Annotated in this window: 23 protein-coding genes and 3 tRNA genes; 4 read left to right on the forward strand and 22 right to left on the reverse strand. The window is 45.3% G+C overall.

The window, feature by feature from the left end; translation table 11 throughout:
* From folA to rplU, 6 genes are all read right to left on the reverse strand, one after another.
* Nucleotides 1-486 (reverse strand): type 3 dihydrofolate reductase, encoded by a 486-nt coding sequence (folA, locus tag ACLD71_RS02510; RefSeq protein WP_411992823.1) that lies wholly within the window; start codon nucleotides 484-486, stop codon nucleotides 1-3.
* Between the two features lie 26 nt (nucleotides 487-512).
* Nucleotides 513-980, reverse strand: coding sequence for a threonine/serine exporter family protein (locus ACLD71_RS02515; RefSeq protein WP_411992825.1), 468 nt, complete (start codon nucleotides 978-980; stop codon nucleotides 513-515).
* A gap of 1 nt (nucleotide 981) precedes the next feature.
* On the reverse strand, nucleotides 982-1803 hold the full coding sequence (locus tag ACLD71_RS02520) for a threonine/serine ThrE exporter family protein (RefSeq protein ID WP_303516722.1): 822 nt from the start codon (nucleotides 1801-1803) through the stop codon (nucleotides 982-984).
* Between the two features lie 38 nt (nucleotides 1804-1841).
* Nucleotides 1842-3017 (reverse strand): Obg family GTPase CgtA, encoded by a 1176-nt coding sequence (gene cgtA, locus ACLD71_RS02525; protein ID WP_303516723.1) that lies wholly within the window; start codon nucleotides 3015-3017, stop codon nucleotides 1842-1844.
* Between the two features lie 123 nt (nucleotides 3018-3140).
* Nucleotides 3141-3398, reverse strand: coding sequence for a 50S ribosomal protein L27 (gene rpmA / locus ACLD71_RS02530; protein ID WP_137674313.1), 258 nt, complete (start codon nucleotides 3396-3398; stop codon nucleotides 3141-3143).
* Between the two features lie 17 nt (nucleotides 3399-3415).
* A complete protein-coding gene (gene rplU, locus ACLD71_RS02535) occupies nucleotides 3416-3727 on the reverse strand; it encodes a 50S ribosomal protein L21 (RefSeq protein ID WP_411992828.1) in 312 nt (103 codons plus the stop codon).
* A 243-nt stretch (nucleotides 3728-3970) separates the two neighbouring features.
* On the opposite strand from rplU, the gene ispB reads away from it, so the two are divergent.
* Nucleotides 3971-4942, forward strand: a complete 972-nt coding sequence (ispB, locus tag ACLD71_RS02540) for an octaprenyl diphosphate synthase (protein WP_411992830.1) — start codon at nucleotides 3971-3973, stop codon at nucleotides 4940-4942.
* A 62-nt stretch (nucleotides 4943-5004) separates the two neighbouring features.
* Here the strand turns inward: ispB and ACLD71_RS02545 are convergent, their stop codons facing one another.
* The 11 genes from ACLD71_RS02545 to ACLD71_RS02595 all read right to left on the reverse strand — a co-directional run bounded on the left by ACLD71_RS02545 (nucleotide 5005) and on the right by ACLD71_RS02595 (nucleotide 16473).
* Nucleotides 5005-6300, reverse strand: a complete 1296-nt coding sequence (locus ACLD71_RS02545) for an adenylosuccinate synthase (protein ID WP_411992831.1) — start codon at nucleotides 6298-6300, stop codon at nucleotides 5005-5007.
* 87 nt (nucleotides 6301-6387) lie between these two features.
* Nucleotides 6388-6576 carry a DUF2065 domain-containing protein gene (locus ACLD71_RS02550; RefSeq protein WP_137674317.1) on the reverse strand — a complete coding sequence of 63 codons (189 nt, stop codon included), beginning with the start codon at nucleotides 6574-6576 and terminating at the stop codon, nucleotides 6388-6390.
* Between the two features lie 33 nt (nucleotides 6577-6609).
* Nucleotides 6610-7485: a protease modulator HflC gene (hflC, locus tag ACLD71_RS02555; protein ID WP_137674318.1), complete on the reverse strand. Its 876-nt coding sequence runs from the start codon at nucleotides 7483-7485 to the stop codon at nucleotides 6610-6612.
* A gap of 3 nt (nucleotides 7486-7488) precedes the next feature.
* Nucleotides 7489-8679: an FtsH protease activity modulator HflK gene (gene hflK / locus ACLD71_RS02560; RefSeq protein ID WP_137674319.1), complete on the reverse strand. Its 1191-nt coding sequence runs from the start codon at nucleotides 8677-8679 to the stop codon at nucleotides 7489-7491.
* Nucleotides 8680-8707: 28 nt separating this feature from the next.
* Nucleotides 8708-10000 (reverse strand): ribosome rescue GTPase HflX, encoded by a 1293-nt coding sequence (gene hflX, locus ACLD71_RS02565; RefSeq protein ID WP_411992833.1) that lies wholly within the window; start codon nucleotides 9998-10000, stop codon nucleotides 8708-8710.
* A gap of 50 nt (nucleotides 10001-10050) precedes the next feature.
* Nucleotides 10051-10299, reverse strand: a complete 249-nt coding sequence (gene hfq / locus ACLD71_RS02570; protein ID WP_137674321.1) for an RNA chaperone Hfq — start codon at nucleotides 10297-10299, stop codon at nucleotides 10051-10053.
* A gap of 86 nt (nucleotides 10300-10385) precedes the next feature.
* A complete protein-coding gene (gene miaA / locus ACLD71_RS02575; RefSeq protein ID WP_411992835.1) occupies nucleotides 10386-11312 on the reverse strand; it encodes a tRNA (adenosine(37)-N6)-dimethylallyltransferase MiaA in 927 nt (308 codons plus the stop codon).
* Nucleotides 11305-13143, reverse strand: a complete 1839-nt coding sequence (mutL, locus tag ACLD71_RS02580) for a DNA mismatch repair endonuclease MutL (RefSeq protein WP_411992837.1) — start codon at nucleotides 13141-13143, stop codon at nucleotides 11305-11307. The genes miaA and mutL overlap by 8 nt, the downstream gene beginning before the upstream one ends.
* The gene (locus ACLD71_RS02585; RefSeq protein WP_411992838.1) at nucleotides 13144-14493 is read right to left on the reverse strand and encodes an N-acetylmuramoyl-L-alanine amidase; all 1350 of its coding nucleotides are present in this window, start codon (nucleotides 14491-14493) and stop codon (nucleotides 13144-13146) included.
* Complete coding sequence (tsaE, locus tag ACLD71_RS02590) at nucleotides 14483-14953, reverse strand: tRNA (adenosine(37)-N6)-threonylcarbamoyltransferase complex ATPase subunit type 1 TsaE (protein WP_411992840.1); 471 nt, start codon at nucleotides 14951-14953, stop codon at nucleotides 14483-14485. The genes ACLD71_RS02585 and tsaE overlap by 11 nt, the downstream gene beginning before the upstream one ends.
* Nucleotides 14953-16473: an NAD(P)H-hydrate dehydratase gene (locus ACLD71_RS02595; protein ID WP_411992842.1), complete on the reverse strand. Its 1521-nt coding sequence runs from the start codon at nucleotides 16471-16473 to the stop codon at nucleotides 14953-14955. Before ACLD71_RS02595 ends, tsaE begins: the two co-directional genes overlap by 1 nt.
* Here ACLD71_RS02595 and queG point away from each other — a divergent pair.
* Both queG and ppgK read left to right on the forward strand, forming a co-directional pair.
* Nucleotides 16472-17605, forward strand: a complete 1134-nt coding sequence (gene queG, locus ACLD71_RS02600) for a tRNA epoxyqueuosine(34) reductase QueG (RefSeq protein ID WP_411992844.1) — start codon at nucleotides 16472-16474, stop codon at nucleotides 17603-17605. The two genes, ACLD71_RS02595 and queG, sit on opposite strands and share 2 nt — an antisense overlap.
* Nucleotides 17606-17664: 59 nt before the next feature.
* The gene (gene ppgK / locus ACLD71_RS02605) at nucleotides 17665-18402 is read left to right on the forward strand and encodes a polyphosphate--glucose phosphotransferase (RefSeq protein WP_411992846.1); all 738 of its coding nucleotides are present in this window, start codon (nucleotides 17665-17667) and stop codon (nucleotides 18400-18402) included.
* On the opposite strand, the gene ACLD71_RS02610 is transcribed toward ppgK, so the two are convergent.
* From ACLD71_RS02610 to orn, 5 genes are all read right to left on the reverse strand, one after another.
* Nucleotides 18403-19119 (reverse strand): DNA alkylation repair protein, encoded by a 717-nt coding sequence (locus tag ACLD71_RS02610; protein ID WP_411992848.1) that lies wholly within the window; start codon nucleotides 19117-19119, stop codon nucleotides 18403-18405.
* 110 nt (nucleotides 19120-19229) lie between these two features.
* Nucleotides 19230-19305 (reverse strand) — tRNA-Gly (locus ACLD71_RS02615).
* A gap of 78 nt (nucleotides 19306-19383) precedes the next feature.
* Nucleotides 19384-19459, reverse strand: a tRNA-Gly gene (locus tag ACLD71_RS02620).
* Between the two features lie 126 nt (nucleotides 19460-19585).
* Nucleotides 19586-19661, reverse strand: a tRNA-Gly gene (locus ACLD71_RS02625).
* A 221-nt stretch (nucleotides 19662-19882) separates the two neighbouring features.
* On the reverse strand, nucleotides 19883-20437 hold the full coding sequence (orn, locus tag ACLD71_RS02630) for an oligoribonuclease (RefSeq protein ID WP_411992850.1): 555 nt from the start codon (nucleotides 20435-20437) through the stop codon (nucleotides 19883-19885).
* A gap of 94 nt (nucleotides 20438-20531) precedes the next feature.
* Here orn and rsgA point away from each other — a divergent pair, with 94 nt between their 5' ends.
* The gene (gene rsgA, locus ACLD71_RS02635) at nucleotides 20532-21572 is read left to right on the forward strand and encodes a small ribosomal subunit biogenesis GTPase RsgA (RefSeq protein WP_411992852.1); all 1041 of its coding nucleotides are present in this window, start codon (nucleotides 20532-20534) and stop codon (nucleotides 21570-21572) included.
* The last annotated feature ends 2 nt before the right edge of the window (nucleotides 21573-21574 follow it).

Here is a 21574-nt window from a genome sequence, read left to right on the forward strand (position 1 = left end):
TTACGCTCTCGCTAAGGTAACAAACTCATAGTCATAAGGGTTTTGCTCATCAGCGAGATGTTTTTCTGAGGAAATGTCAGTCCATTGGTGCTGTTGATAATCAGGGAAATGTGCATCTCCCTCTACATCTTTATTAATAAAGGTAAGGTAAAGCACATCGGCAAACGCTAAACACTGTTGGTATATGTTAGCCCCACCAATCACCATAACTTCAACGTCTTCTTTAACCAAGTCTAAGGCGGCTACTACGCTACTAACTACCGTAACACCTTCAATGTTTAAATCTGGATTGCGGCTAATCACAATGTTTAAACGGCCAGGCAAAGGACGCCCAATTGAATCGTAGGTTAACCGACCCATGATCACCGGCTTTCCCATCGTTACCGCTTTAAAATGTTTCAAATCGGCGGGTAAGTGCCAAGGCATTTGATTATCTTTACCAATCACACGCTGTTTTGCCATTGCGGCAATCATTGCTACTTTCACTGCTCTACCTTTTTCTAAAACATCTGTTAAACAATTGGCCTTCCTCGGTATATCACTACCGAAGGTATAGCCAAACCAAAACTCAAGGCCATAAGTATAAACATCGTTCTTAGGCCATTTTCGATAATTGTTGCGAGCAAGGGTTCACTAAAACCATTGCTGTATAAGCTAATAATGCCCACCATGGTAGTGAAGGCGTAACTTCCTGGGATCATCGGGATAATGGCGGCCACGGTAAATACCGGTCGCGGTATTAAATAGCGCCGTGACCAATACACCCCCAATAAACCTACACTGGTGGAAGCAACGAGAGTCGCCCATTCCAGAGGTACACCCCAATAGATGCATAAGGTACGCAGACTATGCGCAAAAGCGCCGCCAATGGCGCAAAAAGCTAACATGCGTGTTGGTACATTAAACACCATGGCAAAACCTACCGCAGGAACTGCAGAGAATAAGGCATCTTCAAGAAGAAGTTTGATTAAGTCACCCATTCTATAACCACCCACTCACACCGGTAGCCCACATCGACAACGCAATGCCCATCGCTACACCCAAGGTCAGTAATGAAGCAAAAAACCAACGTGAAATCCCCATACTAATGTGTCCTTTTACCATGTCAGACACTGCATTAATAAGCGGAAAACCAGGCACCAGAAGTAACACAGAAGCCGCCATTACAGTTTGCGGTTGATTACCAATATCGTAACGTACAGCTAAGCCCGCGATGGTGGTGGCTACAAATGCGGTCATGCCAAAATTCAAAATGGGGTTATGGTGTCGGTGTGCCATTTCTTGGCGGAATGTCATGGCCACAGCGGAGGCAATAAAGGTCATGCCAAATACTGACCAATCCCCTCCGAATAAGTGACTAAAGCAAGCACACGACAAGCCAATCATAAACACCACTAGCCAGCGGTTATGTTTATAAGGCTGCAAGCGCTCGAGGCGCTTTACCACATCGGCCTCATCCAGTAACTGCTTCTCGGCCATAATGGTAATACGCTGCACTTCGCACACCATATGCATGTTAATACCACGATCGTAAACCCTGCGCGTAGTAGTAATACAGCGCCCTTGGCACAAACCAGTCAGTATTAAAGCGTTTGCAGTAATGGCCAGCTCTACGCTGTCTAAACCCAGCGCTTTGCCTAAACGCACCGTAGTTTCTTCAATGAGTTTACTTTCTGCGCCATGCTGCTGCATGATGCGACCAGCCTGCACCGCAACACGGCAGATACTAGTTTGCTGTTCTAAAGAGAGTGTACGAACCGGAGCCTGAACAGGCTCCGGAGAATGTCTAAACGAGCGTAACATTTAACGATCCAAGTAATACTACCACTGTAAGTAGCCTACTATGGTTGGTAAATAATCTCTACACCATGATCGTCATCATCATCGTCCCAATCATCATCATCTTCGTCATCCCAGTCCTCTTGATTGGCCTGGTCGATTTGCTGTTGATGATAGTCATCCCACTGGAACTTCACTTCTTCTCGTTCTGCGATTTCTTCTTCAACCACAGGCAGCGTTTCAATGAATTGTCCAATGGCCTTACAAATATCTTTAGTGCCACTATTTTCAAGCGCCGAAATAGAGAAAACTTCACCTTGCCAATCTAGTGCTTCAATCACCTGCTGGCGGATTTCTTCTGCTTCATCTTCAAGCACCAAGTCCACTTTGTTAAATACCAACCAACGAGGCTTTTCAAACAGTTTTTCACTGTATTGCTCTAGTTCATTGATGATAGTCACTGCGTTTTCTGCAGGGTCACTGCCGTCTGCAGGTAATACATCCACAAGGTGCAATAACACTCGGCAACGCTCCAAGTGTTTCAAGAAGCGAACACCTAGCCCTGCTCCGTCAGCAGCGCCTTCAATCAAACCAGGGATATCAGCAATAACAAAACCGCGGTTCTCAGATTGACGAACAACACCAAGGTTTGGAATTAAGGTGGTAAAAGGGTAATCAGCTACTTTAGGCTTAGCCGCAGAAACACTGCGAATAAAAGTCGACTTACCAGCATTAGGTAGGCCTAACATACCTACGTCTGCAAGCAGCAAAAGCTCTAACTGGAGCTGTCTTACCTCTCCTGGCGTACCGTTAGACTTACGACGAGGTGCACGGTTAGTACTGCTCTTAAAACGGGTATTACCTAAGCCGTGAAAACCACCTTTTGCTACGAGTAAACGCTGCTTATGCTGAGTTAAATCACCTAACAATTCGCCAGTGTCACGATCGCGAGCTCGAGTACCAACAGGAACCGGCAACTCTAAATCTTCACCGCGCCTTCCGGTACAGTTCGAGCCTTGGCCATTTTCGCCACGTTCCGCTTTATGGAAACGTTCGAAACGGTAGTCAATTAGCGTGTTCAGGTTTTCATCCGCGACCAAATAAACACTGCCGCCATCACCGCCATCGCCACCATCTGGGCCGCCACGAGGGACATATTTTTCACGGCGAAAGCTAATGGTGCCATTACCACCATCACCCGCATCAACTTTAATTACCGCTTCATCTACAAATTTCATTTTCTACTCCAGCATTATCGCTTAACTATAATGCACCACATCTATTAAGTAATAGAAATAGTGGCTTCTTGGAAAAAAAAAGCCCCGCTAGTAGCGGGGCTTTTTAAAGATCTAGTTGGAAGTTTATTCAGCTACGATGCTAACAAACTTACGGCTTTTAGGACCTTTTACTTCAAATTTCACTTTGCCTTCGGCAGTTGCGAAAAGAGTATGGTCTTTACCGATACCAACGTTTGAGCCCGCGTGGAACTTAGTACCACGTTGACGAACAATAATGCTACCCGCTAATACAGACTCGCCACCGAAACGCTTAACACCTAGGCGTTTGCTTTCCGAATCGCGACCGTTACGAGTACTACCACCAGCCTTTTTATGTGCCATGAGTATATTCCTCTAAATTAACCGTTAATGCCTGTAATGCGAACTTCAGTGAACCACTGACGGTGGCCCTGTTGCTTACGTGAATGCTTACGACGACGGAACTTAACGATTTTAACTTTATCGCCACGACCATGAGAAACAACTTCTGCTGTTACTTTGGAACCATCTACATAAGGTGCGCCTACTTGAACATCTTCGCCATTCGCAACTAGTAATACGTTATCAAATTCAACTGTTTCACCAGTCTCAACGTCTAGTTTCTCAAGGCGAAGTGTTTGACCTTCGGCCACACGGTGCTGTTTACCACCACTTTGGATAACCGCGTACATTTTCTTCAAACTCCGCTGTACACCTAGTATTTCAAGGTGTCTATAATTCTTAACAATGACGGCGGATTCTACGGAAAAAGATCCCTTCTAGCAAGGGGAAAATTGAAAAAGTTTAAAAATCACGCAAGCCTAAGAATTTTAGCCAGCGAAAGCTGCGTAAACACGGGAATTGAGATACTATTGCAACATTAAATTATCAAAATAAATTGCTGAATCATCGGCATTAACCTCTAATAAGATACTATGCAATTGGATGCGATAAAAAAGCTGTCTGATCAAGACATGTCTGCAGTAAACGAGTTGATCTTTAAAGAGCTCGAGTCAGATGTTGCTCTCATTAACCAAATCTCTTTCTATATCGTAAATAGCGGCGGTAAACGAATCCGTCCTTTATTGACGGTATTGGCTGCTAGAGCCTTAGGTTACCAACAACAGCAACACGTAAAGCTAGCCGCTATCATTGAGTTTATCCATACCTCTACCTTGTTACACGACGATGTAGTGGATGAATCCGAGTTGCGCCGCGGCAAAGATACTGCGAATGCACGATTTGGTAATGCGGCCAGCGTGTTGGTTGGCGACTTTCTCTATTCTCGCTCCTTTCAGCTAATGACCCAACTGCAAAACCTCAAAGTAATGGACATTCTGGCTGACGCTACCAATGTCATTGCTGAAGGCGAAGTTTTACAGTTAATCAACTGTAACGACCCCGACACGGACGAGGCACGTTACTTTGAAGTCATTTACTGTAAAACGGCAAAACTGTTTGAAGCAGCCACGCGTTTAGCCGCTGTGATCGGCGAACAGAGCCCTGAGGTAGAACTCGCCATGCAAGACTATGGCAAGTACTTAGGGACAGCCTTCCAAATAATGGATGATGTTCTCGATTACGTGGCAGACCAAGCGGAAATGGGCAAGAACGTGGGTGATGACCTTGCAGAAGGCAAACCCACCCTTCCGCTTATTTATGCAATGGATAAGGCTGAGCCAGCCGATAAAGCAGTGATCGCCGATGCCATCACTCAAGGTGGTTCACGCGATCAGCTAGAGACAATATTGGCCATTTTAGACAAAACCCAAGCCCTAGAATATTGCAGAGCTCGCGCTGCTGAAGAAGCGCAAAAAGCGATTGATGCCTTGAGCATCATCGAAGATAGCGAGTATAAGCAAGCCTTAATGAGTTTAGCCAATATTGCCGCAGACCGCGCCGCTTAAACTAAAATAGCTAGACACAAAAAAGGCTGCCGATGGCAGCCTTTTTTATTGTTCTCGATTAACTACGCAAATGGATGACGTAAAATAATCGTTTCAACACGGTCAGGCCCTGTTGAAATAATATCAACCGGCACTTCTAACAGTTCTTCGATACGAGCAATATAGTTTAACGCAGCTTGTGGCAATTGCTCACGAGTGGTTACACCAAAGGTGTTTTCAGACCAGCCAGGCATTGATTCATACACTGGTTCAGCGACTTCGTAGCCTTCAGCAGCCATTGGCGGTACGCGAAGCTCTTTGCCATCAGGCATTCTGTAAGCAGTACAAATTTTAAGCTCTTCTAAACCATCTAGAACATCTAATTTAGTTAGACATAAACCAGATAAACTATTAATTTGTACAGCACGACGCATAGTTACCGCGTCCAACCATCCACAACGACGTTTACGGCCAGTTGTTGCGCCAAACTCATGACCTTTAACACCTAGGTGTTGGCCAATATCATCGTCTAGCTCGGTAGGGAATGGACCAGAACCTACACGCGTTGTGTAAGCCTTGGTAATGCCTAATACGTAATCTAAGTGGCAAGGGCCAAACCCGCTACCTGTCGCAACACCACCAGCAGTAGTATTAGACGAGGTTACAAACGGATAAGTACCGTGGTCAATATCAAGCAAGGTACCTTGAGCACCTTCAAACATGATTGAATCACCGCGGCGGCGCGCCTGATCAAGCATATCAGTAACATCGGTTACCATAGCTGTAATCACTGGTGCCATTTTAGTCATTTGCTCAAGCACTTCGTCATAACTTACGCTTGGTGCGTCATAGTAATGATTAAGTTGGAAGTTATGGTATTCCATCACTTCTTTTAGCTTGGTAGCAAATTGCTCCATGTCGAACAAATCACCGATGCGTAAACCGCGACGAGCAACTTTATCTTCATAAGCAGGGCCAATACCACGACCAGTAGTACCAATTGCGTTTTTGCCTCGCGCTTTTTCACGCGCCATGTCTAAGGCAACATGGTAAGGCAAAATAAGAGGACAAGCTTCACTGATTACCAGGCGTTCTTTTACCGGAACGCCACGCTCTTCGAGCATAGCCATTTCTTTAAATAGCGCATCAGGAGCCAGTACTACGCCATTACCAATAATACAGGTAACGTTGTCACGAAGAACACCAGATGGTATTAAGTGGAGGACGGTTTTTTCGCCGTCAATAACTAAGGTGTGACCAGCATTGTGACCGCCTTGATAGCGAACCACATAGCTTGATTTGTCGGTAAGTAAGTCAACGATCTTACCTTTGCCTTCGTCTCCCCATTGGGAGCCAAGGATCACTACGTTCTTTCCCATTGTCTTTTGTCGTCTCAGTTAAAAAGCGATTCTAGCAGAAATCGGACAGTCAAGGGGTGCAAGTTATACCGATTTTCTATGCCAAGGTCAAAGATTAATCACATAGAAGAGTATAATAGAAACACCCACCAAGCTAAGACCAATCTGCCTAATATTGCTCGCTGGCATTGCTGAAATTAATTTTAGTAGGCGTTTCCAGCGCTTAGGAAATAACAAAGGCCCTAAGCCTTCCATTAGGCATACTAGAGCCAGCGCTAATAAAATTGAATCAGTCATAAAAAAGCCCAGTGTAAAACTGGGCCCTCAGTGTTATGGTTTCGCGGGTTCTTTCATATAACGGAAGAATTCGCTGTCAGGTTCTAACACCATCACGTCTCCGCCATTATCAAAACTGGTGCGATAAGCCATTAAACTACGCCAGAACTTATAGAACTCAGGGTTCTTAGTAAACGCGTCAGCATAAACTTTAGCAGCGGTAGCATCACCTTCACCACGCATTTCGCGTCCACGCTTATCAGCATCAGCCAATAACACGTTTACGCGACGGTCAACATTGGCACGAATGATTTCGGCTTGCTCTTGACCCTGCGAACGGTGCTCTTTAGCAACCGCTAAACGCTCTGCTCGCATACGTTGGTAAATACTACTACTTACCTCGTCTGGTAAGTTAATTTGCTTAATACGTACGTCGGTAACTTCAATACCTATCTCTGAAGAACGCGCCATACGTTTTAAAGCATCTTCCATGACTTGACCACGTTCACCAGAAACGATGTCGCGAATAGTACGCGCACCAATCTCGCTACGCAGACCATTATTGATTTTACGTTTTAATAGCGATTCAGCTTGAATAACCGAACCACCAGTCGATAGGTAGAATTGAGAAAAGTCTGCAATTCGCCACTTTACGTAAGAATCAATGATTAAGTCTTTTTTCTCAGAGGTTACAAAGCGGTCTGCATTCCCATCAAGGGTTTGAATACGCGCATCCAAAGTACGTACAGAATCAATAAACGGTACTTTAAATTGCAAGCCTGGAGAGTAGACCTTGGTATCACCTTCAGCGGTACGTTTTACTTTACCAAACTGAATAACAATCCCACGCTCACCTTCTTGAACCACAAATATCGAAGAGTAGCCCACTAACAAGGCTAAAATTACGCCAAAAATAGCTAACTGTTTCATGGCTTAGTTTCTCCCCGAAGTAGTGCGTTCACTGCTTCTAATATTAGAAGATGAAGGACGAGAAGGAATTGAACTGGCTGGTTCAGAACTAATCGTTGAAGACTTGCTGCTAGAGCTAGACTTGCGCTGATTAGGCTGTTGACCCTGGTCCATTAACTTATCGATAGGTAAATACAACATGTTGCTGTTGTTTGACGCATCAATCAACACCTTGTTCGACTTACCATAAATTTCTTCCATCGTTTCTAAATACAAACGGTGGCGAGTTACGTCTGGTGCAGACTCATATTCAGGCAGTAACAGTTCAAAACGTGCCACTTCACCCTGCGCTCTTAACACAATCTGCTCTTGGTAACCTTGAGCTTCCTGCTCAATACGCTGAACTCTACCACGAGCTCGTGGTTCAATTTCACGTTGATAAGCTTCAGCTTCACGAATGAAACGTTGCTCATCTTCTTGGGCAGAAATCGCGTCATCAAAGGCATCTTTTACTTCTTCCGGCGGGCGAGCCGGTAGGAAGTTAACGTCAACCACTTCGATACCTAAATTGTAAGGTTCGATGATCTTATTCAGTAACTCTTCGGTTTCGCTTCTCACTACTTCACGACCGGTTGTTAAAATGTCATCCATCGTTGTATGACCAATAACATAACGCAATGCGCTGTCGGTAGCTTGCGCCAAACTGTCATCTGGTGCAGTTACGCTAAATAAGTAGTTATGCGGTTGAATAACCTTATATTGAACATCCATTTCAACGCGAACTACGTTCTCGTCTTCAGTCAACATAAAGCCCGATGCAGGCAATGAACGAATTGCCTCTACATCTACCGGAATAACTTCTTGAACAAAGGTAGCTTTCCAATTAAGACCAGGTCCAACAGGACCCGCTTCCGCATCGTACTTACCAAAGGTAAGCTTAACGCCTTGTTCAGCTTCTTTAATTGTGTAGAAACCACTTGCTACCCAAATAACGGCCAAGATCACTAGCACAACAGCAATACCAAAGCCGCTAACACCGCCGCCACCGCCAACTGATGGTTTCTTGCCGCCGCCAAAGATACCGCCAAACTTACGAGTAAGTTTGGTGATCACTTCATCTAAATCAGGGGGACCCTGATTTCCATTTTTATTGTTATTGCCCCAAGGGTCACGGTCACCGCCGCCACCTTTGTTGCCAGGCTCATTCCAGGCCATCTGTGTCTCCAGAAGTTAAAGTTAATGCCTACTCACATTGAGCAATAAAACTTTCTAAATTATGGTCAAATTGCTTATCCAACCGCTGCCAAGCAATAGCATCTAATCGAATATCAACAACGATATTTCCTTCATCGTCTAAGCGTTCACCTGCTACGCAGTCTAACTGATATAGACGACTACGCAAGCGACCTTCGCTTGGTGGTAAACGCAAAGTGTGGTTAACCATTTCACCAACTAAACGTTCGCTGATTGCCTTGTACAAAAGTGGCAACCCTTCTCCCGTTAACGCTGATACCCACACTTTTTGGGGTAAACCTTCTTTATCACGCTCTATGCGTGGCGCCATATCGGGATGCTGGTCAACTTTGTTGAATACCTGCAAAAATGGAATTTCTCCCGCACCGATCTCTTCTAATACTACCTCAACCTGTTCGATATTCTCAGCCATTCTTTCATCACTACAATCAATCACATGTAATAATAGTTGAGCTTCTCGTGTTTCGGTTAAAGTTGCTTTAAATGCTGCGACTAAATCATGAGGAAGGTGGCGAATAAAGCCTACCGTATCAGCAAGAATTACCTTGCCTACGTCCTCAATGTCTATTTTTCTTAAGGTTGGATCCAGCGTTGCGAACAATTGGTCAGCTGCATATACCTTGGATTCGGTGATTTGATTAAACAATGTGGATTTACCCGCATTGGTATAACCCGCTAACGAAACCGTGGGTAATTCTGCGCGCTGCCTGGCTCTGCGCCCTTGCTCGCGCTGTTTACCTACTTTCTCTAAACGCTGTTGAATTTGTTTAATACGCGCCCGGAGTAAGCGGCGATCTGTTTCTAGTTGCGTTTCACCTGGCCCACGTAAGCCAATCCCACCTTTTTGTCTTTCTAGGTGAGTCCAGCCGCGAATCAGTCGAGATGACATATGCCGTAACTGCGCCAGTTCTACCTGTAACTTACCTTCGTGGGTGCGTGCGCGTTGAGCAAATATGTCTAATATGAGGGTTGTACGATCAAGTACCCGAGCCTCACAGAGCATTTCTAGATTTCGCTCTTGTGCTGGCGATAAAGCATGATTAAAAATAATCACATCCGCTTGGGCACTTTTAACACATTCGGCAATTTCTTCAGCTTTACCCGCACCCACAAAATATTTGGGATGAGGGGAAACTCGGCTACCGGTGATGGTAGCAACTGCGTTAACGCCTGCAGAACTGACTAACATCTTCAGTTCTTGCAGGTCTTCTCGCTCATCTTCGTCATTAAAGTTTACATGGACTAAGATGGCTTGTTCACCTGCTTCATAACGGTCAAACAAGCTTTTCTACTCCTTGGTAGTCACCAAGGCTAAGGTGCCTTCGCAATATTCTACTCTTCGGTTTTGGTTTCGCCAGGTACTGGGGTGTGGTGTGGAACAGCGCGCGCTGGAACCACAGTAGAGATAGCATGTTTATATACCATCTGGCTGACAGTGTTTTTCAACAAGATTACAAACTGATCAAATGATTCAACTTGGCCTTGCAACTTAATACCGTTTACTAAATAAATTGAAACGGGAATGCGTTCACGTCGTAACGCATTCAAAAATGGGTCTTGTAATGATTGCCCCTTCGCCATGTTATTGTTCCTTTTTTCTTATTAATTAATTGGCACAGATCAAATTCGATTATATACCACTAAGTTGGAGCCTTATAGCGACATTTTCAAGTATCACTTAGCGATTTAGTAATAATTTTGTTGTTTTCCGGGTTTGCGCTTTCTAACCAGGTCAACGATGACCACGATTTTAACCAGTTCATTTGCTTCTTGGCTAACTGCCTGGTGGCTACAACGCCGCGAAAAACCATTTCATCGTAATCTATTTCACCACTGAGGTATTGCCACATTTGGCGATACCCAACGCTACGCATTGAGGGTAAGCTTAAATCCAAATCTCCTCTTTGCATCAGCGCTTCGACCTCAGCTTCGAAACCAAGTTCAAGCATTATTGTAAATCGTTGTTCAATGAGACTGTGCAACTGCGCTTTTTCTTTCGGCACAATAGCAAATTGATGCACTTTAAATGGCAATTCAGGCAGTGGCTGCTGATTAATCTCGGTTAAAGATTTCCCCCTCAGTCGGTAAACTTCAATTGCGCGCAGCAAACGTTGGTGATCATTAACGCTAATTCTGGCCGCACTTACTGGGTCAAAACCTGCTAGTTGCTGATGCAAAAGCTCCCAAGAGCCTAATGCAGCTTCTTGTTGAATTTGTTCGCGTAACAACGGATTTGCTTCAGGTAAATCAGCAATGCCTTCCACTAGAGCTTTAAAATACAACATGGTTCCCCCCACCAATAAGGGGATGTTACCGCGCTGATGAATCTCACTGATTTTTGCTAACGCATCTTTACGAAAGTCTGCAGCAGAATACACCGCAGTGGGGTCGCAAATATCAATTAAGGCATGAGGGGCCAAGGCTTGCTCTTTTGCAGTTGGTTTAGCGGTGCCAATATCCATTCCACGATAGATTAGCGCGGAATCGACACTGATTAACTCAAAACCTTGTTGTTGATGAAGCTCAATAGCTAGCGCGGTTTTGCCCGACGCCGTTGGCCCCATCAACGTAACAACCGGTAATGTATTACTCATTGGCAAACCCCGCGATACAAGGAGATAAATCCACTAGTCGCCAAAATGTACTCGGTAGCTCATCGGCATAAATCTGTTGTAAGCCCTGACAACACTCTACTGCCTGCTGCCAAGCAAAATCATTAGGTTTGTTTTGCAGTTTGATCAAACCACTTAACAAAGCCTCTGGTTGTTGCCATTCGCTATCAGGTAATTGGCTCATCGCCAACAACAAGCTAGGTATCAACAAGGCAAAATCCACTTTTCTGAATAGCTTGGGTACTTGAGCAACAATTAGCTGTTGCTTGTTTACTAAGTTAAAACTAAAACCTAAACGACGCAGTGAATCGTTTTGTTGTTTAACTAAATGGAGTAAATCTGGCTCAATATTTAGCTTTAGTGGCAATAACAGCGGAACACTATCTAAACCTTGCTGCCATTGCTCTAACGCCTGCTTAAACGCTAAATGCTGCTGGCTTGCCCACACATCAATCATCACAAGTTGCTGTTGGTGGCGAGCCAATAAGTAGCCATTAGCGTCTAAATGCAGCGGGTATAGTACTGACTCAGCCGCAGGCTTTACAGCCGGTGAAGCTGAGTTGGATGTAAAACTAGCGCTGGTATTTAGCCATTGATTGTTCGCATTTAGCTCTTGAACGCTAGGCGGCTCTGCACGATGTAAATTAGATTGGTAAGCATGACGATTATCTCCGCCCGTGCTGACACTTGTTGGTGACGACGCCCGTGGAGCGGGTGTTGCGGTGTAGCCATGAGAAACACTTGGCGTAGAAAAATCATTATCACTTGTTTCATTCGTCCAGTGAGAATCTAGCTCTGCGGTTTGATTGGCTTGAGGAATTTTGCTTAAGGCCGATCCCAATACTTGAACAATATAGTCATGCACCAAACGAGCTTGATGAAATCGCACTTCGTGCTTAGCGGGATGAACATTTACATCTACTTGGTCTAAAGGCAGCTCTAAATACAAAACATAACAAGCATGCTGGTCATCACCCAGATACGGCGCGAAAGCTTGGCGAATTGCGTGTTGTAGTAGCTTGTCACGCATCATTCGACCATTTACATAAAAGTACTGCTGGTCGTTTTGGGCGCGAGCCACTTCAGGTAAACCCAACCAGCCATGTAAACGTAGCTGATCATGTTGATTGTCTAGATGCAAACAATGGTGAGTAAATGGCACACCCAAAACAGTACTTACTCGCTTTAACTGCTTATCGAGCTCTTTAGAAATACGGTATTGGCGAATCAATTTACCATTGTGTTTTAAGCTTACCGCCACATCAAAACGGCTCAAAGCTAAGCGCTTTAACAACTCATCAATATGAGAAAATTCGGTCTTTTCGGTGCGCAAAAACTTACGCCGTGCGGGCGTATTAAAAAACAAGTCTAATACTTCTACAGAACTGCCCACCGGGTGAGCACAGGGCTGCAAACTTACTTGCATATCTCGACCGGCGGCTTGGGCCTGCCAAGCCTGTTCTTGCTCTACAGTACGCGAGCTTAAACTCAAGCGCGATACCGAGCTAATACTGGCGAGCGCTTCACCACGAAAACCTAGCGTTGCAATGGCACTTAAATCGTCAAGGTTATCTATTTTACTGGTAGCGTGACGACTTAATGCAAGACTTAACTCGTCTTTAACAATGCCTGAACCGTTGTCTCGAATAAGAATGCGTTTAGCGCCGCCTTTATCTATTTCTATATCGATACGAGTGGCACCGGCATCCAAGCAGTTTTCAATCAGCTCTTTAACCACTGACGCCGGGCGCTCAACCACTTCACCTGCGGCTATTTGGTTAGCCAACTGCGCGGGCAGTATTTGAATAGCCATTTAACTGTTAGGAATGGTCAGCACTTGACCAATTTTTAAAGTATTAGAAGATAGTTTATTGGCTTTTTTCAAGCCCGCCACACTGGTGTTGTAACGCGCAGCTAACACCGACAAAGACTCACCTTTTTTCACGGTGTGTTTTCTCACTCCGTAGGTTTGCGCATACAGCGTCCCGGCAAGAGGCTTGGCACGGTAATGGGCTTTAATACCTTTAACCACGGCTTTAGCAATGCGCTCTTGATGATTGCCAGTTTTAAGCAGCTTCTCTTCGTTATGGTTGGTAATAAAGCCAGCCTCTACCAAGATAGAAGGAATATCAGGAGACTTAAGCACCGCTAAGCTTGCATGTTCAGGGCGCTTCTTATGCAAACTAGTTACCTTACCCAGCTCACTCAATACTTTTTTGGCCACCTCGTAGGCGGTATTCATCGAGTAGTCCATCTGCATATCAATTAATGCAAAGTTAAGGTGGGCATCATTTTCTACACTGCCCATTACCTCGCCTACTCCGCCTAGCAAATCTGACTCAGCTTCGTGATCTTCTAAATGTCGGCCTACTTCACTTTTAGCTCGGCGAGTAGACACCACCCAAACAGACGCGCCTTTAGGTTGTGAAGAGGTAAAGCCATCAGCATGAATAGAGACTAAAAAGTCTGCTTTATTTTTGCGGGCAATTTGCGAGCGTTTATTCAGATTAACAAAGTAATCGCCTTCGCGAACTAACACCGCTTTTAGGCCTTTTTCTTGATTAATCAAACGCTGAGCGCGCTTAGCAATCGCTAAAGTAATGTTTTTCTCGTAGGTTCTACGGTTACCAATAGCACCAGGGTCTTCGCCACCATGGCCTGCATCAATCGCAATAATGATGTCCCTATTTCCCGCTAACTGCTGTTGGTTTTTCGCTTTGGATATTTGCTGCTGTTTTTTCTTGGTTTGAGCTGTACCTACTTTGTCTGGTAAATCAATCACTAAGCGGTGGCCGTAGTTGCCGGTAGGTTTTAACGCAAAGATAGTAGGGTTAACCGCCTGACTAAGCTCAATGACTAAACGGTAATCACCTTTCGCCTTTGGAGTACTGGCTCGAATTTTATTAACCAATGAGCCCGATAATTCTACCTTACTTAGCTCAGCCAGCATTTTGCTGTTTTCTAAATCCAGTACCAAACGATTCGGCGTGGTGAGGTTGAAGTGTTTAAATTCAGGAGCGCCCGACAAGTCTAATACAATACGCGTATTATCCGGGCTGCTCCACACTCGTACCCCAGATACATTTGCATTAGCCATCGCTAAGCCGCATACAAAATACAAAAATAAGCCCATCCAAGGGCTCAATTTAAGGCTATGTACCATGTTTACTTAACCACTCCACAATCTCTATTCCTTGCTCACTAAAAGCTTTTACTACGGCGCTGCGTTGCTCTCCGCGGTAGACCAGCTCAACCTGCAAATCTGCCTCAGGCAAAAAGCCTTGTCCTTTTTCTGGCCACTCCACCAAACATAGACAGTCGTCGGCAAAATAATCTCGAATGCCAATAAACTCTAACTCTTCAGGATCGGCCAAGCGATACAAATCAAAGTGATTAACCCGCCAAGTATCTAGTTGATAAGGTTCCACCAAAGTGTAAGTGGGACTTTTCACCTTACCTTTGTGCCCTTTTCCTTGAATAAAGCCTCGAGTAAGGGTGGTTTTACCCGCGCCAAGCTCGCCCTCTAAGTAAATAACACTTGCTTGCTGGCAGGCTTTTGCCAGTAACTCACCTAAGGCAACAGTTGCATCTGCGTCGTTTAGTTCAATTTGCCACGTTTTCATTACAGTTCTGGATTCACTAATTGTCTTATATAAGGCATCAAGTCTGAGGCTAACATGCCTCTCTCGCCTTGCGCTGCGGCTAGATCTCCAGCCATTCCATGAATACTCACCCCAAGGCAGGCAATATCAAATAACGAATGCTGCACTGCAAATTGGGCCATTAAGCCGCCGATTATACCAGACAAAACATCTCCCATCCCACCAGATGCCATGCCTGGATTACCAACATTACAAATTTTTACTTTGCCGTCATTCCCAGCAATGATGGTTCCAGCACCTTTAAGCACACAAACGCCACCAAAAGCTTGCTGGATATGGCGTGCAGCTGCAATTCTATCACCCTCAATATCTGCCACAGAGCAAGCTAACAGTCTCGCAGCTTCACCTGGGTGTGGAGTCAAAACCCAATCATTTCGACGCAGCGGCGCTAGTGCTAAAAGATTAAGCCCGTCGGCATCAACCAAACAATGTACAGTTTGCTTAAAGGTTTCAGTTAGCAACAATTTCGCCCATTGATCTTGGCCGAGCCCTGGGCCTATCACGACACAGCGGGATGGCTTCAGTGATTCAGCCAATAGCTTTGTCTGTTCAAGCCCTATACCCGCTACCATTAATTCGGGCCGACCAGCGCTAACGACCGGTGAATTCTCAGGGTGAGTGAATACATTGACCAAACCCGCACCGGTTCGCAAGCTGGCTTCGGCGGCCATGCGAATAGCCCCTGGCATGCCTTTGTTTCCGCCCACCACAGCCAACCGGCCAAATTGTCCTTTATGTGCTGTTTTAGAACGACGCTGCAGCATTTGAGTTAATTCGCTCACCTCAACCCGCGAAACATCACTTACATTGTATTTCTCAAATTGTTGGTCAATGCCCAAACCAGCAAATACCAACTCACCGACATATTCCGCTGCATGGCCGGTAAACAAACCTTGTTTGGCGGCGATAAAGGTAATGGTGCCATTCGCGCTGATGACTGCGCCTAAGTTGCGACCAGTATTGGCACACAAACCTGAGGGTAAATCTAAACTCAACACTGGCGCTGTAGCGAGGTTAGCCTTGGCAAATAAGTCACATAAAGGCTGGCGAAGCGAGCCAGTGATACCGGTACCTAACACACCATCAATAATCACATCGCACTGCCAGTCAAGCTCATCCAATGTCTCAAGCTTACCGCCAGCAGTTACCCAAGCATCTTTTGCCGCACCAGCTTCACTGGGCTTGCCTGTTTTGCTACCAAGATCAATCACTTGAACTTGCTGACCAGACTGTTTCGCTAAACGAGCAACTACGTAAGCGTCGCCACCATTGTTGCCGCCACCCGCTAATACCAATAGTTTTTGCGCACTTGGCCACGTAGCCTGCAAATATTCAAAGGCGGCTTGTCCGGCCCGCTCCATCAGCAGTGACAAGCTGATACCTAGCTTATCGGCAATCACGGCCTCTTGGCTTTTCACTACTTCGGCGCGCCATAAAGTCTGTGGTAAACTGTAAGAAAATAAATCGTGCTTTTGAGCCATGCCCATACCAACCGAAATTGACCTAAAACAGCTTGTTCAACATATCAAGCTAACCGCTAAATCGCTAGGTTTTCAACAGATCGGCATAACAGATGTGGATCTTAGTCAACATCATCAATCCGTGGAGCAATGGCTAGCTAAAGGCTACCACGGCGAAATGGACTATCTGGCGCGAAACCTCGAGTTACGTAAACACCCTGAACTATTGCACGAAGGCACTCAACGGGTTATTTCTGTGCGCATGGACTACTTGCCCGAAGATGCCAAGTTTGCCCAAAGCCTAAGTAAAACCGAACAAGCCTACATTAGCCGTTATGCATTGGGCCGCGACTATCACAAGCTAATGCGCAAACGCCTGAACCACTTAGGTAAAACGATTAATGATTACTGCGAACAGCAGCTAAATATGCGCCCTTTTGTGGACTCTGCACCAGTAATGGAACGCCAGTTAGCCAGCAAAGCAGGATTGGGTTGGACCGGTAAACACACCTTGGTGATTAATCAAGATGCGGGCTCTTGGTTTTTCTTAGGTGAGCTATTTGTAGATTTACCGCTGCCCATTGACCAACCAGTTGAAGAGCAGTGCGGAGATTGCGTAGCCTGTATCACCATTTGCCCAACTCAAGCGATTGTTGAGCCATATCAGGTAGACGCACGCCGCTGTATTTCTTACCTCACCATCGAATACGACGGTGTGATAGACGAAGAACTGCGCCCCCTGATGGGCAATCGTATTTATGGTTGCGACGACTGCCAATTGGCCTGTCCTTGGAACCGTTACGCACAGCTAACTCAAGAAGCTGATTTTGCTGCCCGCGAACAGCTCGACCAACCCACGCTATTACAACTTTTTGCATGGACAGAAACAGAGTTTCTTAAGAAAACCGAGGGCTCACCCATTCGCCGTATTGGCCACCAGCAATGGTTGCGAAACATAGCCATTGCCTTAGGTAATGCCAGTTACTCAGAACAAGCCATTCAAGACTTACAGTCAAAACAAGATGTTAGCGACGTTGTACAAGAGCATATTGATTGGGCCATTAAGCAACAATTGGCCAAAGCCAGCAAAGCTTCACGAAAAACCGCACGTTTGATCCGTATTATAGAAAAAGGATTAACTCGAGATGCTTAATGCCCTGAGCCATTAAGTTCTGTTACACTTTTTTAGAATAAAATAATGGGAAGCAGCTCATGCACTTACTTGGCGTTGATATAGGTGGCACAGGCATTAAGGCCGCCATCGTTAATTCAAATACGGGTCAGTTGATTAGTGAACGACACCGCATCGCAACACCACAACCAGCCACTCCTCAGGCGGTTGCCACCTGCTTAAAAGAAATGGTTGAGCACTTTGCCTGGCAAGGGCCTATTGGCTGCGGCTTCCCAGCTACGGTGAGTCATGGCGTGGCGCAAACCGCTTCTAACATCGATAAAAGCTGGATTGGTACCAATGTTGAAGCCTTGTTTTCAGAGTATACCGATTGCCCCTGCTATGTGGTAAACGACGCAGACGCCGCAGGCATGGCTGAAATGGCGTTTGGTGCGGGTGTAAATCATCAAGGTGTGGTGGCCATTATTACCGTAGGTACCGGCTTAGGCAGCGCCGTTTTTGTCAATGGCGAGCTATTACCTAATACCGAATTTGGCCATATTATTCTTGAGGGAAAAGTGGCTGAGCATTATGCCAGTGCCCGAGTGCGAGAAACCGAAGAGCTTAGCTGGAAAAAGTGGGGCAAGCGCTTCAACTTATATTTACAGCGCTTAGAGTTTTTAATGTCGCCCGATTGTTTCATTATTGGCGGTGGAGCCAGCAAAAAGTTTGATAAGTACTCAGAGCAACTGGCCCTTAAAGCGGAAGCCCTGCCAGCTCAAGGCTTAAACCAAGCAGGCATTGTAGGCGCGGCCATTTACGCGCAGCATCAATGTTAACTATTTAAGAATGTCTCCGCTTAAATAGGCCTTACGCAAAGGTTCATCAAAGCGCTCTATACTATATCGCAGCAACTCTCGAGGCAGTTGATTGAGATGTTGCTGCAAAAATCCTTCAATAGCATGTTGGTTTCGTTTGGCTAATTCTCGCAGCATCCAGCCCACCGCTTTATGCATCAATGGATGGTGATGAGTGCGAAAACGTTCGGCTAAAGATAGCGTCAGCTGGCTGTCATTTTGTCGAATGTAATAAAAGCAACTCACCATGGCAATGCGTTGCTGCCACATACTGTCACTTGCAGCGAACCTTTCTAACAAATCCTTATCTTGCTGTTGCCAAATATACGGGCCAACGATTTTGGGCGCCGAGCAATCTACCAAATCCCAATTATTCACCCATTGGACATGCTGCAAATAAAAATCAATTACCTGCTGTTGCTGACTCAGTGTCTTTGATTTTTGATAATGGCTACACAACACCACTAAAGCAAAAAAGCGTTCTTCATGAAACGCCGAGCGAATTAGCTCATCCAACTCTTCTATGGCTAGCGGATAAGTTTTAGCAACCTTGCGAATATCGGGAACACGAATACCTAAAAACTGGTCACCTTCTCCGTATCCACCTGCGTAGGCTTGAAAGTATCGAGGGATAAAAGCGGCCTTTTCAGCATCGGCATGTTTGCGAAGCGCCTGTTTTATTTGAGCAAGCTGATCCATCGAATGCCTAGTTATTAAAGAAAGATATTCTGCTAGCTTAATGCAAAGAGCCAAAAATGTTTATTCTAGGCAATAAAAAAGCCCCGCATCAGTGATGCAGGGCTTTAATTTGGAGCGGCACATCAGGTTCGAACTGATGACCTCAACCTTGGCAAGGTTGCGCTCTACCAACTGAGCTAGTGCCGCTTAATTCTTCGCTAAGTATATTTTAGCTGGAATCTTTCTTAGTTCTCCAGTCATTTGGTGATGACTAAAGCTTTAATTTGGAGCGGCACATCAGGTTCGAACTGATGACCTCAACCTTGGCAAGGTTGCGCTCTACCAACTGAGCTAGTGCCGCTTTATTCTTTATCACTATTTAGTGTGTTCAAGTGCTCAACTAAGGTTGCGCTACTCTTTATATCCACACTGAGCTAGTACTGCTTTTTAAACCTCAGTCATTTGGTGATGACTAAAGCTTTTAATTTGGAGCGGCACATCAGGTTCGAACTGATGACCTCAACCTTGGCAAGGTTGCGCTCTACCAACTGAGCTAGTGCCGCTTTAATCACTATTTAGTGTGCAGAGAGTTCAACCAAGGTTGCGCTACTCTTTATATCCACACTGAGCTAGTGCCGCTTTATTCTTTCTTGCAACACCAAGCGTTACAACTAAACAAGCATTAAGCCTTGGCTTCACGTTGTTTAGGGCTGCGAATTATACGAGGAATTTTTACCTTTGCAAGAGCTGCAATTAAAATAATTACAGCTCTTAAACTGTTTGTTTAGTTTTCGCCCAGTTTAAAGAAGGTTTTTTGATAGTGCTGCATTTCAGCAATAGATTCTCGAATATCATCTAGCGCTAAGTGAGTTCCGCTTTTAGTAAAGCCATCAAGAATTTCTGGCTGCCAGCGGCGCGCTAATTCTTTCACCGTGCTTACATCAATATTTCGGTAATGAAAAAACTGCTCTAGCTCAGGCAAATACTGGTGCATAAAACGGCGGTCTTGACCAATGCTATTACCACACATCGGCGAAACACCTTTAGGCACCCATTGCTTGATAAAAGCAATAGTTTGCTCTGTAGCTTGCTGCTCGTTTACTGTGCTAGCTCGCACCCGGTCAACTAAACCAGAGCCGGTGTGAGTATTAGTACACCACTCATCCATACCCGCTAATACATCATCAGATTGATGCACAGCAATCACTGGCCCCTCTGCAAGTATGTTTAATTGAGCATCGGTAATGATGGTAGCGATCTCTAATACGCGATCGCTGATGGGCTCGAGACCAGTCATCTCCATATCAACCCAAACTAAATTCTGTTCGCTAACAGTCATGTTGACCCTATTTATATGTGGAAATATTTTCCGCAAATCTTTTTGATAAGCGGTATCATAGCGATTTATTACACTTACTTGAATAGTAGTTTTCGTGACCAAGAGAAAGAAACTGAGCCAAGGTCAACTTCGCCGCGTGCGAAGCAACCAACAAAAGCGCCTCAAAAAAGAAGATAGTCACCAATGGTTGGACGACCAATTAGGTCCCCAACAAGAAGGAACTATTATCAGCCGCTTTGGTCAACATGCCGATGTTGAATCAAACAGTGGGGAAATTTTCCGTTGTAATATGCGCCGCTCAATTGGCTCCTTAGTCAGCGGAGACGAAGTGGTATGGCGCGCTGGTAACGAAGAGCAATCTGGCATTCGAGGCGTTATTGAAGCCTGCCATGAGCGCCGCTCAGTACTCACTCGCCCAGATTTTTACGATGGAATTAAAGCCATTGCCGCTAACATCGACCAAGTCGTGATTGTTTCTGCAGTACTGCCCGAGTTCTCTACTAACATTGTCGATCGCTATTTAGTGGCAGTAGAAGATGTAGATTTAAAGCCGATCATTTTGCTCAATAAAGTTGATTTATTAGATCTAGAGCAGCGTCAAGCCATTGAGGCTCAGCTCGAAAACTACCAAAAACTCGGTTACACGGTCATTTTTGCCAGTACCAAGCAAGCCGAAGGCTTAGACGCTCTCACTCAGCAACTGACCAACAAAACCAACATTTTTGTTGGGCAGTCGGGTGTTGGCAAAAGTTCATTGGTTAACAGCTTATTGCCTGAACAAAGCATTGATACCAAAGAAGTCTCAGAAGTATCTGGGCTTGGCCAACACACCACCACTACCGCGCGTTTGTATCATTTAGAATGTGGCGGCAGATTAATTGACTCCCCCGGCGTTCGCGAATTCCAATTGTGGCACTTAGAAAATGAACGTGTTGCGTGGGGCTTTATTGAGTTTCGTCCTTGGCTGAATCAATGCCGTTTTCGTGACTGCAAGCACCAAGGTGATCCTGGTTGTGCTATGCAAGAAGCGATAGACTCTGGCAAAATTTCGCAGCAGCGATTTGATAGTTACCAGCGTTTATTAGAAACAATGGAAAGTAACAAACCTTCACGGGCGATTCCCGGGAAAAAATAATT

Origin of the sequence: Agarivorans sp. DSG3-1, assembly GCF_046774965.1 — a bacterium.
Classification (GTDB): Bacteria; Pseudomonadota; Gammaproteobacteria; order Enterobacterales; family Celerinatantimonadaceae; genus Agarivorans.

Coding starts and splice junctions, on each gene's coding strand:
- ACLD71_RS02515 (WP_411992825.1), bottom strand. CDS start 980: ATGGGTGACTTAATCAAACTTCTTCTTGAAGATGCCTTATTCTCTGCA.
- ACLD71_RS02520 (WP_303516722.1), bottom strand. CDS start 1,803: ATGTTACGCTCGTTTAGACATTCTCCGGAGCCTGTTCAGGCTCCGGTT.
- cgtA (WP_303516723.1), bottom strand. CDS start 3,017: ATGAAATTTGTAGATGAAGCGGTAATTAAAGTTGATGCGGGTGATGGT.
- rpmA (WP_137674313.1), bottom strand. CDS start 3,398: ATGGCACATAAAAAGGCTGGTGGTAGTACTCGTAACGGTCGCGATTCG.
- rplU (WP_411992828.1), bottom strand. CDS start 3,727: ATGTACGCGGTTATCCAAAGTGGTGGTAAACAGCACCGTGTGGCCGAA.
- ispB (WP_411992830.1), top strand. CDS start 3,971: ATGCAATTGGATGCGATAAAAAAGCTGTCTGATCAAGACATGTCTGCA.
- ACLD71_RS02545 (WP_411992831.1), bottom strand. CDS start 6,300: ATGGGAAAGAACGTAGTGATCCTTGGCTCCCAATGGGGAGACGAAGGC.
- ACLD71_RS02550 (WP_137674317.1), bottom strand. CDS start 6,576: ATGACTGATTCAATTTTATTAGCGCTGGCTCTAGTATGCCTAATGGAA.
- hflC (WP_137674318.1), bottom strand. CDS start 7,485: ATGAAACAGTTAGCTATTTTTGGCGTAATTTTAGCCTTGTTAGTGGGC.
- hflK (WP_137674319.1), bottom strand. CDS start 8,679: ATGGCCTGGAATGAGCCTGGCAACAAAGGTGGCGGCGGTGACCGTGAC.
- hfq (WP_137674321.1), bottom strand. CDS start 10,299: ATGGCGAAGGGGCAATCATTACAAGACCCATTTTTGAATGCGTTACGA.
- miaA (WP_411992835.1), bottom strand. CDS start 11,312: ATGAGTAATACATTACCGGTTGTTACGTTGATGGGGCCAACGGCGTCG.
- mutL (WP_411992837.1), bottom strand. CDS start 13,143: ATGGCTATTCAAATACTGCCCGCGCAGTTGGCTAACCAAATAGCCGCA.
- ACLD71_RS02585 (WP_411992838.1), bottom strand. CDS start 14,493: ATGGTACATAGCCTTAAATTGAGCCCTTGGATGGGCTTATTTTTGTAT.
- tsaE (WP_411992840.1), bottom strand. CDS start 14,953: ATGAAAACGTGGCAAATTGAACTAAACGACGCAGATGCAACTGTTGCC.
- queG (WP_411992844.1), top strand. CDS start 16,472: ATGCCCATACCAACCGAAATTGACCTAAAACAGCTTGTTCAACATATC.
- ACLD71_RS02595 (WP_411992842.1), bottom strand. CDS start 16,473: ATGGCTCAAAAGCACGATTTATTTTCTTACAGTTTACCACAGACTTTA.
- ppgK (WP_411992846.1), top strand. CDS start 17,665: ATGCACTTACTTGGCGTTGATATAGGTGGCACAGGCATTAAGGCCGCC.
- ACLD71_RS02610 (WP_411992848.1), bottom strand. CDS start 19,119: ATGGATCAGCTTGCTCAAATAAAACAGGCGCTTCGCAAACATGCCGAT.
- orn (WP_411992850.1), bottom strand. CDS start 20,437: ATGACTGTTAGCGAACAGAATTTAGTTTGGGTTGATATGGAGATGACT.